The sequence below is a fragment of the Burkholderia sp. 28_3 genome (assembly GCF_003253915.1).
In the GTDB taxonomy this organism is placed as follows: domain Bacteria; phylum Pseudomonadota; class Gammaproteobacteria; order Burkholderiales; family Burkholderiaceae; genus Burkholderia; species Burkholderia cenocepacia.
This window is the reverse complement of sequence record NZ_QKZF01000001.1, coordinates 471,087-485,132: the sequence shown is the minus strand read 5'-3', so window position 1 is coordinate 485,132 and position 14,046 is coordinate 471,087. Positions and strand designations below refer to the sequence as shown.

Annotated in this window: 16 protein-coding genes and 1 riboswitch; of the genes, 6 read left to right on the top strand and 10 right to left on the bottom strand. The window is 67.7% G+C overall.

What is annotated here, in order from left to right; genetic code table 11:
* Positions 1-56 precede the first annotated feature (56 nt).
* Together DFS13_RS02300 and DFS13_RS02295 are read left to right on the top strand one after the other, a co-directional pair.
* Positions 57-1,031, top strand: coding sequence for a threo-3-hydroxy-L-aspartate ammonia-lyase (locus tag DFS13_RS02300; protein WP_006483053.1), 975 nt, complete (start codon positions 57-59; stop codon positions 1,029-1,031).
* Positions 1,032-1,148: 117 nt separating this feature from the next.
* Positions 1,149-1,397: a hypothetical protein gene (locus DFS13_RS02295; RefSeq protein ID WP_058903150.1), complete on the top strand. Its 249-nt coding sequence runs from the start codon at positions 1,149-1,151 to the stop codon at positions 1,395-1,397.
* A 23-nt stretch (positions 1,398-1,420) separates the two neighbouring features.
* Here DFS13_RS02295 and DFS13_RS02290 read toward each other — a convergent pair whose 3' ends face one another.
* Positions 1,421-2,245 (bottom strand): SDR family NAD(P)-dependent oxidoreductase, encoded by an 825-nt coding sequence (locus tag DFS13_RS02290; protein WP_006483043.1) that lies wholly within the window; start codon positions 2,243-2,245, stop codon positions 1,421-1,423.
* A 412-nt stretch (positions 2,246-2,657) separates the two neighbouring features.
* Positions 2,658-2,851: riboswitch (cobalamin riboswitch) on the top strand.
* A gap of 217 nt (positions 2,852-3,068) precedes the next feature.
* On the opposite strand from DFS13_RS02290, the gene DFS13_RS02280 reads away from it, so the two are divergent.
* The 3 genes from DFS13_RS02280 to DFS13_RS02270 all read left to right on the top strand — a co-directional run bounded on the left by DFS13_RS02280 (position 3,069) and on the right by DFS13_RS02270 (position 6,710).
* The gene (locus tag DFS13_RS02280; protein ID WP_060211142.1) at positions 3,069-4,997 is read left to right on the top strand and encodes a TonB-dependent receptor domain-containing protein; all 1,929 of its coding nucleotides are present in this window, start codon (positions 3,069-3,071) and stop codon (positions 4,995-4,997) included.
* 128 nt (positions 4,998-5,125) lie between these two features.
* On the top strand, positions 5,126-5,677 hold the full coding sequence (locus DFS13_RS02275) for a TetR/AcrR family transcriptional regulator (RefSeq protein WP_226245071.1): 552 nt from the start codon (positions 5,126-5,128) through the stop codon (positions 5,675-5,677).
* Between the two features lie 22 nt (positions 5,678-5,699).
* Positions 5,700-6,710: an alpha/beta hydrolase gene (locus DFS13_RS02270; protein WP_060211143.1), complete on the top strand. Its 1,011-nt coding sequence runs from the start codon at positions 5,700-5,702 to the stop codon at positions 6,708-6,710.
* A 57-nt stretch (positions 6,711-6,767) separates the two neighbouring features.
* Here DFS13_RS02270 and DFS13_RS02265 read toward each other — a convergent pair whose 3' ends face one another.
* The gene (locus DFS13_RS02265) at positions 6,768-7,400 is read right to left on the bottom strand and encodes a LysE family translocator (RefSeq protein ID WP_060211144.1); all 633 of its coding nucleotides are present in this window, start codon (positions 7,398-7,400) and stop codon (positions 6,768-6,770) included.
* Between the two features lie 116 nt (positions 7,401-7,516).
* Between DFS13_RS02265 and DFS13_RS02260 the strand changes: the two genes are divergently transcribed.
* Positions 7,517-7,978, top strand: a complete 462-nt coding sequence (locus DFS13_RS02260; protein ID WP_006483067.1) for an Lrp/AsnC family transcriptional regulator — start codon at positions 7,517-7,519, stop codon at positions 7,976-7,978.
* A gap of 112 nt (positions 7,979-8,090) precedes the next feature.
* On the opposite strand, the gene DFS13_RS02255 is transcribed toward DFS13_RS02260, so the two are convergent.
* The 8 genes from DFS13_RS02255 to DFS13_RS02215 form a co-directional block, all read right to left on the bottom strand.
* Positions 8,091-9,326 (bottom strand): collagen-like triple helix repeat-containing protein, encoded by a 1,236-nt coding sequence (locus tag DFS13_RS02255; protein ID WP_111441338.1) that lies wholly within the window; start codon positions 9,324-9,326, stop codon positions 8,091-8,093.
* A 244-nt stretch (positions 9,327-9,570) separates the two neighbouring features.
* Complete coding sequence (locus DFS13_RS02250; protein WP_060211146.1) at positions 9,571-9,918, bottom strand: copper-binding protein; 348 nt, start codon at positions 9,916-9,918, stop codon at positions 9,571-9,573.
* Between the two features lie 52 nt (positions 9,919-9,970).
* Entirely contained in the window at positions 9,971-10,762 is a 792-nt protein-coding gene (locus DFS13_RS02245) for a DUF2182 domain-containing protein (protein WP_006483061.1), read from the bottom strand.
* Entirely contained in the window at positions 10,759-11,403 is a 645-nt protein-coding gene (locus DFS13_RS02240; protein ID WP_006491659.1) for a DUF1326 domain-containing protein, read from the bottom strand. Before DFS13_RS02240 ends, DFS13_RS02245 begins: the two co-directional genes overlap by 4 nt.
* A gap of 167 nt (positions 11,404-11,570) precedes the next feature.
* Positions 11,571-11,870 (bottom strand): hypothetical protein, encoded by a 300-nt coding sequence (locus DFS13_RS02235; RefSeq protein ID WP_011547642.1) that lies wholly within the window; start codon positions 11,868-11,870, stop codon positions 11,571-11,573.
* A 218-nt stretch (positions 11,871-12,088) separates the two neighbouring features.
* Positions 12,089-12,475 (bottom strand): hypothetical protein, encoded by a 387-nt coding sequence (locus DFS13_RS41215; protein ID WP_370538985.1) that lies wholly within the window; start codon positions 12,473-12,475, stop codon positions 12,089-12,091.
* An 80-nt stretch (positions 12,476-12,555) separates the two neighbouring features.
* Positions 12,556-13,083: a transferase hexapeptide repeat family protein gene (locus DFS13_RS02220; protein WP_006494792.1), complete on the bottom strand. Its 528-nt coding sequence runs from the start codon at positions 13,081-13,083 to the stop codon at positions 12,556-12,558.
* A 2-nt stretch (positions 13,084-13,085) separates the two neighbouring features.
* Positions 13,086-14,030, bottom strand: coding sequence for an electron transfer flavoprotein subunit alpha/FixB family protein (locus DFS13_RS02215; protein WP_060211147.1), 945 nt, complete (start codon positions 14,028-14,030; stop codon positions 13,086-13,088).
* Positions 14,031-14,046: the final 16 nt, after the last annotated feature.

Sequence of the window (14,046 nt, the reverse complement as noted above, 5' to 3'; positions counted from 1 at the left end):
CCCTGCCGTCCCGTATCGAATTTCCCGTTGACTGACCTTTTCGACCTCTAGCGACCATGAACTCTCCGACTCTCCCCACGTACGACGACGTTGCCGCCGCCGCGGCCCGGCTCGAAGGCCATGCGCACCGCACACCGGTGATGACGTCGCGGACGATCGACGACGCGCTCGGCGCGCAGGTGTTCTTCAAGTGCGAGAACCTGCAGCGCATGGGCGCCTTCAAGTTCCGCGGCGCGTTCAATGCACTGTCGCGCTTCAGCGCGGAACAGCGCCGGCACGGCGTCGTCGCGTTCTCGTCGGGCAACCATGCGCAGGCGATCGCGCTGTCGGCGCGCATCCTCGGCATTCCGGCGACGATCGTGATGCCGCAGGACGCACCGGCCGCGAAGATGGCCGCGACGCGCGGCTACGGCGGCAACGTCGTGACCTACGACCGCTACACCGAGGATCGCGAGCAGATCGGGCGCGAGCTCGCGGAGAAGCACGGGCTCACGCTGGTTCCGCCCTACGATCACCCGGACGTGATCGCCGGCCAGGGCACCGCGGCCAAGGAACTGTTCGACGAAGTCGGCCCGCTCGACGCGGTATTCACGCCGCTCGGCGGCGGCGGCCTGCTGTCGGGCACCGCGCTCGCCACGCGGGCGCTGTCGCCGCACGCGAAGCTGTACGGCGTCGAGCCCGAAGCCGGCAACGACGCCCAGCAATCGTTCCGGTCCGGCACGATCGTGCACATCGACACGCCGCGCACGATCGCCGATGGCGCGCAGACGCAGCACCTCGGCAACCTGACGTTCCCGATCCTCCGCCGCGACGTCGACGACATCCTGACCGCGACGGACGCGGAACTGGTCGACTGCATGCGCTTCTTCGCCACACGCATGAAGCTCGTCGTCGAGCCGACCGGCTGCCTGTCGTTCGCCGCCGTGCGACGGATGAAGGATGCGCTGCAGGGCAAGCGCGTCGGCGTGGTGATCAGCGGCGGCAACGTCGATCTCGAGAACTTCTGCGCGCTGGTGTCGGCACCGGCCTGACCGTCGCGGCGCGCATGAAGATCCTGTCATGCGCGCGCCGCCGACCCTTCACGTCGCGTTAAGTTTCGCGCCCTAGACTGATTACGTCGTCCTGAAGTCAGTCGTGAAGGAGTCACCATGAATACGCACGCGATCGTCGCCGCCGCCCTGGCGGCCGCTTCCCTGTCGGCGTTCGCTCAACCGGGCGTGACGTCATCCGGTTTTCCCGCCGCATCGCCGGCCCCCGCAGTCGCGCAAGCGACGCACCGTTCGCCCGCCGCGTTGCCGCCCGCCGGCTTCGTGTTCGCGAAGATCGATCAGAACAATACGCCGCCCGATCGCGGCGGCGACCCGGGCGGCCGCACGCACGCCGGCACGCATATGTAACGACACGCGCCGGCCGCCGGCATTCAGAACGACGGCAGCGACGGATCGCGGGCGGCGAGGATGTCGTCGGTGCGCCGCTGCAGCGCGCCGTCGAGCGTCTCCGGTTGCGGAATCAGCCAGTAGCGCCCGGCGCGAATACCGTCGAATACCCGCTCGGCGAACGCGTCGGGCGTGAGCCCGTGTGCGTTCAGCATCGTGCGCATCGTGTCGACGAAACCGCGCACCTCGGGCCGGTCGTGCGCAGCGCCGAACGGATCGTTGAAGATGCCCGACAGCACGGGCCCCGGCGCGAGCAGCGACACGCCGACCGGTGCGCCGAGCATCTTCAGTTCGCCGTACAGCGATTCCGTCAGCGCGACCACCGCGAATTTCGTCGCCGAATACGGCGACATCAGCGGGCTCGGCAGGAAGCCGCCGACCGATGCGGTGTTCACGACCCGCGCCGGCGCGTTGCGTTCGAGCATGCGCGGCACGAAACTGCGAATCCCGTTCAGCACGCCGTGCACGTTGATCGCGAAGCTGCGCTCGAAGCGCTCCGGCGTAATTTCCCAACTGAAGCCGGTCGCCATCACGCCCGCGTTGTTGAACAGCAGGTCGACGCCGCCGAAGCGCCGCCATGCGGCTTCGGCCAGCGCGTCGACGGCTTCCGGCCGGCTGACGTCGGTCGGCACGCACAGCACGTCGGTGTCGAGCGTCGCGGCGAACGCGTCGAGTTTCGCCGGATCGAGATCGGCCAGTACGACACGCATGCCGAGCGCGGCCGCGTGGCGCGCCAGCCCGCTGCCGATGCCGCTGGCCGCGCCGGTAATCACGGCGGTGCCGCCGTCGAAGCGAATCGAATCGGTCATGTCGGTCAACGTCCTGTCGGGTCGGATGCGCGGCGCTGCGCGAGCGTGCACTGGCCGGCGAGGAACCGGCTTCGGGTGTCGGTCATGATGTCTCCTGTCATCGAGTGCGGGCCGTTCAGCTCGAACCCGCGATATCCACACGGTGCAATACGCGCCCGGGTTCCGCCTCGCCCGTTTGAACGAGATCGCGCACGCGAGCGGCAGGTTCGAACGGGAAACTGTCGAGGGAAGCGCGGCCCGCGCAACGCGCCGAGCCGGTTCCGGCTCGAGGGCACGCGCTCGCCCCGTTTCGTCAGACCAGACGCACGGCCCGCGCGCATGAAACGAAAGGATCCGGAAAGCTGACGCCGGACAATGACGTTTTTTCGCATCCGCAGGCAGCCGGACGATTGACGTGCCCGAGCGCACGCCATTACCCTTGCGCGCTGATGGTTCCCGGAGACGGGATCAAAAGGGAACGCAGGCGAGGCAACGCCTCGAAGCTGCGGCTGCCCCCGCAACTGTGAGCGGCGAATCCGTGCCACCGCATGCCACTGGGAAACCGGGAAGGCCCGCACGGATGACGACCCGCGAGCCAGGAGACCTGCCATCGACCCGAGGTCCAGGCAGCCGCACCGGGCGGGGTGTCCCGATGCGCCAGGCACCGCCCCCGGGTGGTCGCCCGTTGCATGGACGACCCGACCTCAGGATCCACCAGATGTCCATCGTTCCCGAATCCGCTTCCCGGCCGGAAGCGTCGCACCGACACGCCGTCGGCATCCGTTGCTTGTCCGCCCTCCGCTCACGATCGCCGTACCCGCTACTCGCTTTGTCCCGCCGTCTCATGAACCTTCGTCACCTGCTCGCCACGTCCGCCGCCACCGCGCTGCTTTCCCCGCTCGCCCATGCGGCCGGCGACACGGCGCCTGCGCAGCCCGCCGGGCCCGCGGAAGGGGCGGACCTGCCGACGATCAGCGTGACCGACACGCGGCACCTGCCCGAATCGTTCGACCGGCGCTACGCGTCGACCCAGGTGCTCACGCGCGACGATCTCGACCGGCTGTCGCCGGCCGACCCGAGCATCACGCAGGCGCTCGCGACGCTGCCGGGCGTGACCGTCACGCAGAACGGCGGGCCCGGCTCGTCCGCGTCGGTCAGCATCCGCGGTTCGTCGGCGAGCCAGGTCGCCGTGTTCATCGACGGCATCCGGATCGGCTCGCCGACCACCGGCATCGCGCCGTGGGCCGACCTGCCGACCGACGCGTTCGAGCGCGTCGAGGTGATCTCCGGGCCGGCCGCCGCGTCGTTCGGCAACAACGCGATGGGCGGCGTCGTGCAACTCTTCACGCGCCGCGCCGCCCAACAGCCGAACCAGACCACCGTGTCGTTCGGCGGCGGCACGAACAAGACGTTCGACACGCGGTTCCGCACGTCGGGCACGGTGCCGTCGACGGGGCCGCTGGCCGCGCTCGGCGGGCTCACCTATTCGCTCGGGCTGCACGACTACAACACGGCCGGCATCGACGCGACGCGGCCGTTCTTCTACGGTCACGAAGACGGCCGCAATCCGTATCACGCGCAGGATCTCGACGCGCGGCTCGGCTATGCGCGCGACAACTGGTCGATCTCGACGTTCGCGCTGTACCACCGCTCCGACCTGTCCTACGACAACAGCGGCTACGCGAATCGCGAACTCGATCACCAGCTGACGACCGGCGTCGCGTTCCATCTCGACATCACGCCCGATACGCAATTCGACCAGTCGTTCGGTTATGCGAACGACCGCCAGTTCATCTACGCGGACAACCCGGCCCTCGCGACGGACCAGATCAATTCGCAACGCATCAGCACGTCGACGTCGCTGACCCATCAGGCGCACGGATTTCATCTGTTCGGCCTGCCGCTGTCGGGCGAATCGAAGCTCGCCTACGATTTCACGCGCGAACAGGCGTTCCTGCCGGTCGACATTCCCGGTGGCGTACCGACGCGCAACGATTCCGCGTTCTCGCTGCACCAGTCGGCGACGCTCGGCAGCGTGACGATGTTCGTCGCGGGTCGCCACGAGATCGTCGCCGGGCAAGCGGTGAACACCGGCAACGCCGCGCTGTCGTGGGCGATCACGCCGGTCTACACGGCGCGCGTGTCGTACGGCAATGCATTCCGCCTGCCGACGTTCAACGACCTGTACTATCCCGGCTACGGCAATCCGAGCCTCAGCCCGGAACGCAGCACGTCGGTCGAGGCCGCGCTCGACGCGAACACGGCGTACGGCACCTTCACCGCGGCGATCTACGATACGCGCGTCAACAACCTGATCGCCTACAACCCGGCGACGTTCTCGCCGATGAACATCGGCCGTTCGCACATTCGCGGCATCGACCTGTCGTACAAGGGGACGATCGGCCGTTCAACGCCGGTGAGCATCGCGGTCGGCATCCTGAATCCGCAGGACGAGACCAACCAGACCTGGCTCAGCCGCCGGCCGCGCCAGACGGTCAGCCTGAGCGTCGACCACACGTGGGACGAATTGAAGCTGCACGCGCTGAGCACGGGCGCGTCGCTGCTGTACGGCGGTTCGACGTTCGACGATCCGGCCAACCGGCAGTATCTGGCGTCGTACCTGACGGTGAGCCTGCGCGCGTCGTACCGGATCAATTCGCACCTGACCGTGTCGGCGTCGCTGTCGAACCTGTTCGACCGGCAGTACATGACCGCGTACGGCTACAACACGCTCGGGCGCACCGCGTTCGGCAAGGTCAGCTATACGTTCTGACGAGCTCACGCATCCGCATGAAGCGCCACGCCGGCACGCGCGGAAAATTGACATCGCGGCCAAACCTAATAGAATTAGTTTTTTGACTAATCTGCATAGCATTCGTCATGGCGCGTGCCGGCATTACCGTGGACAAGCTCGTCGAAGCCGGCGCGCGGCTCGCCGATGAAACCGGCTTCGAGCTGCTCACCGGCGCGGCGCTCGCGCGACATTTCGACGTCAAGCTGGCGAGCCTGTATTCCCATATCCCGAGCTTCGACGATCTGAAGAGCCGGATCGCGCTGTTCGCGCTGCAGGAGCTGGCCGATCGCGCCACCGACGCGCTGGCCGGCCGCACCGGCAAGGACGCGCTGGCCGCGCTCGCGAACGTCTATCGCGACTACGCGCGGGCGCATCCGGGCCGCTTTGCGGCCGCGCGCCATCCGGTGAGCGCCGAACGGGCCGCCGAAAGCGCGGGCGGGCAGCTCGTCAGGATGACGGCGGCGGTGCTGCGCGGCTACGACCTGCCGGAAACCGAACAGGCGCACGCGATCCGTCTGCTCGGCGGCTTCTTCATGGGCTACGTGACGCTCGAAAGCGCCGGCGGCTTCTCGCACAGCGCGCCGGATTCCGACGCGTCGTGGTCGCGCAGCCTCGATGCGCTCGACGTGATGCTGCGTCACTGGCCGTCGGCCGCCTGACGCACCGAACGGAACCCGAGCGATGAAAGACAAACCCGACGGCGTCGTACTGCCGAGCCGTGTCGTTCCCTTCCCGACCTCGATCAGCGACGAAGCGCGCGCCGCGCTGCAACGCCTGACCGGCGACGACGGCGTGCCGCTGAACGCGTTGCACGTGATGCCGGCCCCGGACGATATCGACGCATGGATGCGCGTGAAGGCCAGCGCCGACGCACATTACGCGGCCGCGGTCGAGCAGCTCGCCGGCTATCTGCGTTCGAGCGTCGAGACGATCCGCGTCGGCGCCGCGGACGTGCATGTCGCGACACCGGAAGCTGGGGCTTCCAGCGCCTATGCGACCATCGACCTGCACGGCGGCGCGCTGGTCGTCGGCGGTGGCGCCGCGTGCCGTGCCGGCGCGCAGATGCAGGCCGACCGGCTCGGCGTGCGCTGCTACGGCGTCGACTACCGGATGCCGCCCGAGCATCCGTATCCGGCCGCGCTCGACGACTGCATCGCGACCTATGCCTACGTGCTGGAGCGCTACGTACCGGAACACGTCGTCATCGGCGGCCGTTCGGCCGGCGGCAATCTCGCCGCCGCGATGGTGCTGCGCGCCCGCGACGAGGGCCTGCCGCTGCCGGCCGCGCTCGTGCTGCTGTCGCCGGAAGCCGACCTGACCGAATCCGGCGACAGCTTCGAGACCAACCGCCTGGTCGACGTCGTGTTGCCGGGGCCGCTGATGGCGAACAATCTGCTCTACGCGAACGGCGCCGATCTCGCGCATCCGTACCTGTCGCCGCTGTTCGGCGATTTCGCCGCCGGCTTCCCGCCGACCTTCATCCAGAGCGGCACGCGCGACCTGTTCCTGTCGAACGCCGTGCGCCTGCATCGCGCGTTGCGACGCGCGCAGGTGCCGACCGAGCTGCACGTGTTCGAGGGGATGCCGCACGGCGGATTCATGGGCGCGCCGGAGGATATCGAGCTGAGCCAGGAAATCGCGCGCTTCGTGCACGCGCACCTGCACGCATCGAATGGAGCCGGCGATGAATAGAAACGCACCCGGCAACGACATCGGCATCGGCCGGGATCGCTGCGCTGCCCCGCGCGTCTAGATCAGTCCGCGCACGCCCGCGACCAGCTGGATCGCGCCGAATCCCGCGACGATCGCCGCCGACACGCGCGACAGCCCGTGCATGAACCCGAACGGCAGCTTCGTGCGCAGCGCGGCGCTCGTGGTGCTCAGGCACAGCCACCACATGGCCGAACCGATGAACACGCCGGCGACCATCGATCCGACGGTGGCCCCCATCGCGCCTTCCTGCGTGCCCGGCAGCGGGCCGAGCGCCGCGAAGATCCCGACGAACGACACGATCGTCATCGGGTTCGACAGCGTGAGGCCGAACGTCGTCAGGAAATCGCGCAGGACCGTCGTACGCGGCAGCTGGCGTTGCCCCGCCGGCGCGGCCGGCGCCTGGCGCGCGATGGTCCACGCGAGCCAGACGAGAAACGCGCCGCCGCCGATTTTCAGGGCGACGGTCAGCATCGGGAACGCGGTGACGAGGCCCGCAACGCCCAACGCGCCGAGCAGGCCGTAAATCGCGTCGGCGCATGCGGCGCCGATGCCCGTCGCGAATCCCGCCTGGAAGCCGCGGCTCAGGCTGCGCTGAATGCACAGCATGCCGATCGGGCCGACCGGCGCCGCGATCGACCACCCCATCACGACGGATTTGATGAACAGCATCGCCTGCCCCTTGCAGCATCCAGTGGATCGAACAGGCATCGTAGGGAAAGTCCGGCCCCCGCTGAATACGGTTTTTAAGGAAAAATAGGCACTCCACCTTAAAAACGCCCGCCGCGATGGACGATCTGGACTGGAAGATACTGGCGCTGTTGCAGGACAACGGACGCATCAGCTATACGGAGCTCGCGCGCCAGGTCCACCTGTCGGTGCCGGCGGTGACGGAACGCGTGAAGCGCCTTGAAGCAGCCGGCGTGGTCGAGGGCTACACCGCGCGGATCAACCCGTCCGCGGCAGGCTATCCGGTGAGCGCGCTGATCGGCATCACGGTGCAGCAACCGGCGAAAGCGAAGTTCCTGAAACTGCTGGAGACGATTCCCGAAGTCGTCGAATGCCATCACGTGACGGGGGCGGATTCGTACGTGATGCGGTTGGTCGCCGTCAGCATGGCTCATCTCGAACAACTGATCGAACGCATCAACCTGTACGGCGAAACGCGCACGTCGATCGTGATGTCGACGCCGCTGCCGGCGCGCGGGCTCGCACGGCCGCCGTCGAAGCCCGGCGACACGCGCAGGTAGCGGGCCGCGGTTTCAGGCTCCATCGCCGGTCCCGGCCGGGACCGAAGACGACCGATGGCCGGCGTCTCCGGTCATGCGGCCGGGTTCCCGCATGGCGATCGGCACGAGCCGGCTATTTGCCGACCGCGCCGCCGAGCAGGCCACCCACCAGCGACGTCACCGGCGCGAGCGGGTTGGCGAGCGCGCCCAGCGGCGAGCCGCCGCCGCTCGCACCGGTCTCGGCGCCACCGTGCACGGTCGCCGGTATGCCGCCGACCACGCTCGTCACCAGACCGGCGACCGGCACCGCGCCGTTCGGGCCGCTCGGGTTCACGAGGCCGCCCGCATTGGTCACCGTGTTGCCGACCGCCCGGACGAGACCGCCGACCGCGCCGACGATCGGCTGCGGCGACGTGGACGTCACCTTCCATCCGGCCGACGTGATCGCTCCGCCGACCTGCCCGAGCAGGCCCGCGACCGGCTGCCCGAGGCCCGTTGCGGTGCCGGCCTGCTGCGTGAGCTGACCGGCCGTCGTCACGAGCGGCGTGATCGCCGTGCTGAGCGCCTGCGTCGCCTGCTGGACCGGGCCCGACGACAGGGCCGAGCCGAGCATGGTGCCGCCCGACTTCAGGCCGCCGGCCACCGTGTCGAGTAGACCGCCGACGGGCGTCGTAATCGGCGCGAGCGGCGACAGCGGGCCGGAGCCGAGCGCCTTCACCGTTTCGCTGAGACCGTTGACCGGGTTGCTGGTCGAGCCGACGAGGGTGCCGAGGCCCGTCACCGTCGTGCCGACCGGGTTCGGCGTGAAGCCGATCTGGCCGATACCGTTGCTCACGGCATTCGTCGTGTCGCGGATGAGCGTGCCGACGCCGGTGACCGTGTCGGCCGGCCCGGCCGTCATGGTCTTGCCGACGCCGGGCAGTGTCACGTCGCCGAGCGTCGAGCCCGCGGCCAGCACGACTGCGCCGACGGAACTGATGATGCCGTTGGTGCCGGGTGTACCGCTGGTTCCACTCGTGCCGCTGGTTCCGCTCGTGCCGCTGGTTCCGCTCGTGCCGCTGGTTCCGCTCGTGCCACTGGTCCCGCTGGTCCCGCTGGTCCCGCTGGTCCCGCTGGTGCCACTGGTCCCGCTCGTGCCACTGGTGCCACTGGTGCCACTGGTGCCACTGGTGCCACTGGTGCCGCTCGTCCCGCTCGTGCCGCTGGTCCCGCTCGTACCACCGGTTCCGTTCGTCCCGCTCGTACTCGTCCCGATGGTGTTGCCGGCCAGCGTCGGCGCCGTAATGTCACCGCCGCCGCACGCCGCGAGCGCACACGCAGTGGCAATGGCGGCGAGTGAAACGTTCGCCTTGGTGAAGTGATTGTGCATGGAAGCCCCCGTTCGCTATTCAGCTCGATCCACGTCAACAAGCATCTAGCGTGCCATCTCCGTGGGCCTCCTTCACATTGTCACGATCGCCTTTCGATCGCGGTCCGGGCCGCACTGCGCGTCACGGCACATCGCGTGCGGATCGTGCGTCGCGGCGCGTCCCGTCCTGGCATTCCGATCGCGCTGACGTAACACCGGCCCCGCGTTACGTAGCACCGACCGGGAAAAACCGGCAGCATCCTCGTCACGGCCGCTTCACCAGCTTCACGATCGTCAGCGTGCCGTTGACGTTTTCCACCCGAACCCGAACCTTGTCGCCCACATGCAGCGGCGGGATCATCGCCGCGTCGCCGGCCTTGAATGCCATCGTCATCGGCGGCATGCCGATGTTGTCGAGCGCGCCGTGCTTCAGCGTCACGAGCCTGCGGCCGGCATCGATTGCCTTGACTTCGGCATCGGTCAGCGTCGCATTCGACGCCGACATGGTCGCGCCGCCTGCGTTCATGCCCGGCATGTCGCCGCCGGCGAGCGCCGGCATGGCAATGGTCGCCATCGCGCACGACACGACGACAGCGCTAAAACAGGTCTTCATCGAGCATCTCCCGTCGAGCCAGCGCGTTTCCGTCGCCAGCCAGCGCCACGCATCACACGATCAACGTCGCACCGGCCCACGCGATCAGCACGACACCCAGCACGCGGCCGATACGCTCGCCACCGGGCAGCACCTTCTCCACGAACACGAACAGCGACAACGCGACGATCCACACCACGTTCATCACGCCGCCGACGAACAGCAGCGCCATCAGTAACCAGCAGCAGCCCACGCAAACGATGCCGTGCCGCACGCCCAGCAGGAAACTGCCGGCGACGCCCGGGCGCCAGTGCGCGACCAGGAATGCAGCCGGCGCCCGGCATTGCCGCAGGCACGCGCGTTTCAGCGGCGAGAATTGATAAAGCCCGGCCAGCGCCAGCACGATCGCGGAAAGGCGCGCACTCTTCGACCACAGCATCATCGCGGAGATCAGCCCGGCCGGTTGCAGCAGCGCCTGAAGCAGCGCCGCGCCGATCGAGAACGCGAGCCACGTCGTCAGATAGCCGGTCAGCAGCGCCACCGACGTGAACGCCGATCCCGTCGCCCCGTCGCCGTGCTGCCGTAGCACGCGCCGGTACAGCATCACGAGCGGCGCCGCGCCGGGCGTCATCATCGCGATCATCATCACCCACCACATCGCGATCACGGTCGGCAGAGGCGGATCCATGCTGCCCATGCCGTCCGCCAGCCGATGCGGAAACAGCGCGACGGTCGTCATCTCCCGCGCCGACATGCCGGTTCCCGCGCCCGTCCACAGATAGAACCAGCACAGGCCGACGAGCGCGGCCATGCCGATCAGCGTGACGGCGCGCTCGCGGGCGAGCCAGGTGTCGAACGGCGTCATGCCGCGGCGCGATGCCGAATCAGCCCGTGGTTGTTCAGATGCAGCCGCGCGAATTGCGCATAGGTTCCGTCGAGATTCAGCGCGATGTTGCCCTGCGAGCGCCCCGTGCCCGAACCGATCTCGGCCAGCTCGTATTCGAAACCGTGCGGCAGGTCGATCCGCACACGGTGCTCGGCACCCGTCACCGGATTGTGGATGGGTTCGCCGGCTGCGTCGAACACACCGTCCACGTGAATCCGGCCGCGCCGCGCATCGACGTCAACGTCGAAATCGATCTTCGTGAAGATCGGCTCGAACGCGTGCTCGAGCGTCGACGCATACACCGAAAACATCGTCGCGAACGGATCGGTATCCTGACCGGTCATGATCTTCAGCACGGCCTCGCGCTGTGCTGGACTGGCACGCTCGTCGACGATCGGTTGGCACTTGCCCTTGCCTTCGTGAACGGCGCCCGGCCACTGGAACACCACCGCGATCCTGACGCCGTCGAGCACCACGTCGCCGTAGTGGCCGCTGTCGATCGAAATCGCCCCCATCGCTTCGCAGTTGCCGTTGGTCGGCAGCGCATTGAACTGGCAAGGGCAACCGTATGAGCAATTGCAACTGATCATTTCGGTTCCCTGAATTTCCCACGGCGTCATGGCTCCACCTCGCGCTCTGAAACAGACGAACGCTTCGAATCTAGTGCACGCGATCGGGGAAAGCAAAGCGGTCGTGGCGGCGTGAAAACCGAGGGTTCCGGCCTCACGTAAGACGTTTCAGGATGCGTTCGCCGGGTTGCGCCGGAAACCGTCTCGTCCGCCTGTTCTCACACGATCAGCGAAGCAACGATCGCGCACCACACGGCGCCTGCGCCGCACAGAAACACGCGCCGCGCGACGAACATTCGCGACTCGTCGTCGGGGGTTTTCATCGGCGACGTGGCAAGAAACGGCACGCTGGCGAGGCACGCGAAACCCGCCAGCGCGGGCACGATCACGACGTAGTCGCCGAACCGCCAGGGCAGCGCTTCGTGCAACCCCCAGTAGCCGAGAAACAGCATGCCCATCGAGAACATCGTCGCGGCGGCCGAACTGAGCGCGACCACCGATCCTGTCGGAAATTGCACGGGAACCTCCCCTCGCGCGACCCGCGCGCTGACGCCCATCTCGCCGGGGACCGCGATGACGGCGTCTGCCGGCGCAGACTCACGCGTTCATGTCCGGCTCGAACGCATCGCGTGCGCCGTCGCGACCAGGCCGCGAATGCGCGTTGTCACGGATTGACAGGCTCGACCCGATCGAATGGCCATGTCGTACCCGTTTAACGAGGACGTGCGTGGCGCTGCTAACCCGTTTTTTTCGTGCCCTGCGCAACGGAAATCCACCCGACCACCGCCGCGGCGACCCAGCAGCAGGTGATCATCAGGTCCAGATCCATCCAGCCCTCGAAATTCGTACTGTTTTCGAAACTGCAGCGCTGATGGCCCCTGACCCACATGCAGCCGCTGATCAACTGCTGGACATGCATGTAGATGCTGTACACGGCAACGGCCGAAGCGATGATGGCGACCCGCAGGCTTATGCTCTTTTTCATTGACGCTGAAGGCGTGGGATGATTTCCCGACGATCTTAAGCCAATGGCGATGCATGACGCAATCGATCCGGTATCGTCCCGATTGACCCGCATGCGTAAAAGCGCATCGATTGTGGCAACCTCGACGGAAGCCGGCATGCGTCGCGACGGCGGAAGGATTTCGCGCGTTCAGGCGCGATGCCGCATGGATCGCGGGGCGGCTCTCCGCGCCACCGCGCTCAATCGACGACCGGCCTGATCGTCTTCAGGCAATCCGCCGCCAGTTGCTGATAAATCCGCGTGCCATTCGCCTTCGCGTCGATCTCCGCGCCGCTCAGCCGGCGTACGACACGCGCCGGCATGCCCGCCAGCAGCACGCCGCGCGGCACGTCGTAGCCGGCCTTCACGAACGCACAGGCCGCGACGATCGTCGTTGCGCCGATCGTCGCACCGTCCATCACGACCGCATTCATGCCGATCATCGTGTCCGGCTCCAGCGTCGCGCCATGCACGATCGCGCCGTGGCCGATGTGGCTGTTCACGCCCAGCCGGCAGGTCTCGCCGATCCCGACGTGCAGCACGCAGCCGTCCTGCACGTTGCTGCCGTCTTCGACGACGATCGCGCCGAAGTCGCCGCGCAGGCTCGCATGCGGGCCGATGTAGCAGCGCGCGCCGATCGTCACGTCGCCGATCACGACCGCGCTCGGGTCGAGGTACGCGGACGGATCGACGCGCGGCCGCATCCCGTTGAATTCGAACAGCGGCATCGTCAGAGCGCCGCGACCGCTTCCGGCACGAGCGTGAACAGGTCGCCGACGACACCGTAATCGGCCACGCTGAAGATCGGTGCTTCGGGATCCTTGTTGATCGCGACGATCACCTTCGAATCCTTCATGCCGGCCAGGTGCTGGATCGCACCCGAAATGCCGACCGCGACGTACAGCTGCGGCGCGACGATCTTGCCGGTCTGGCCGACCTGATAGTCGTTCGGCACGTAGCCGGCGTCGACTGCCGCGCGCGATGCGCCGAGCGCGGCCTGCAGCTTGTCGGCCAGCGGCTCGAGCACCTTCGTGTAGTTTTCGCCGCTGCCCAGTCCGCGGCCGCCCGACACGACGATGTTCGCGCTGGTGAGTTCCGGCCGATCCAGTTTCGTCACTTCACGGCTCACGAAGTGCGACGTGCCGACGTCTGCCGCTGCGTCGATCCTCTCGACCGTCGCATTGCCGCCTTCCGCCGAAACCGGATCGAAGCCGGTCGCCCGCACCGTGACGACCTTGACCGGATCGCCCGACTGCACGGTCGCGATCGCGTTGCCCGCGTAGATCGGGCGCTCGAACGTGTCGGCCGATACAACGGCCGTGATCTCGGAAATCTGTGCGACATCCAGTTTCGCGGCGATACGCGGCGCGACGTTCTTGCCGTACGCGGTGGCCGGCGCGAGGATGTGCGAGTAGTCCTTCGCGATGTTCAGCGCAGTCGCTTCGACGTTTTCCGCCAGGCCTTCGGCCAGATGCGGCGCATCGGCCAGCAGCACCTTCGAAACGCCCGCGATCTTTGCCGCTGCATCGGCCGCCGCTTGCGCGTGGTGGCCCGCGACCAGCACGTGAACATCGCCGACGCCCACGGCATCGAGCGCCCGTGCCGCGGCCACCGCATTCAACGTCGCGGCCTTGATCGACACGTTGTCGTGCTCGGCCATTACCAGAATCGTCATGTCGTTGCGTTCCCTG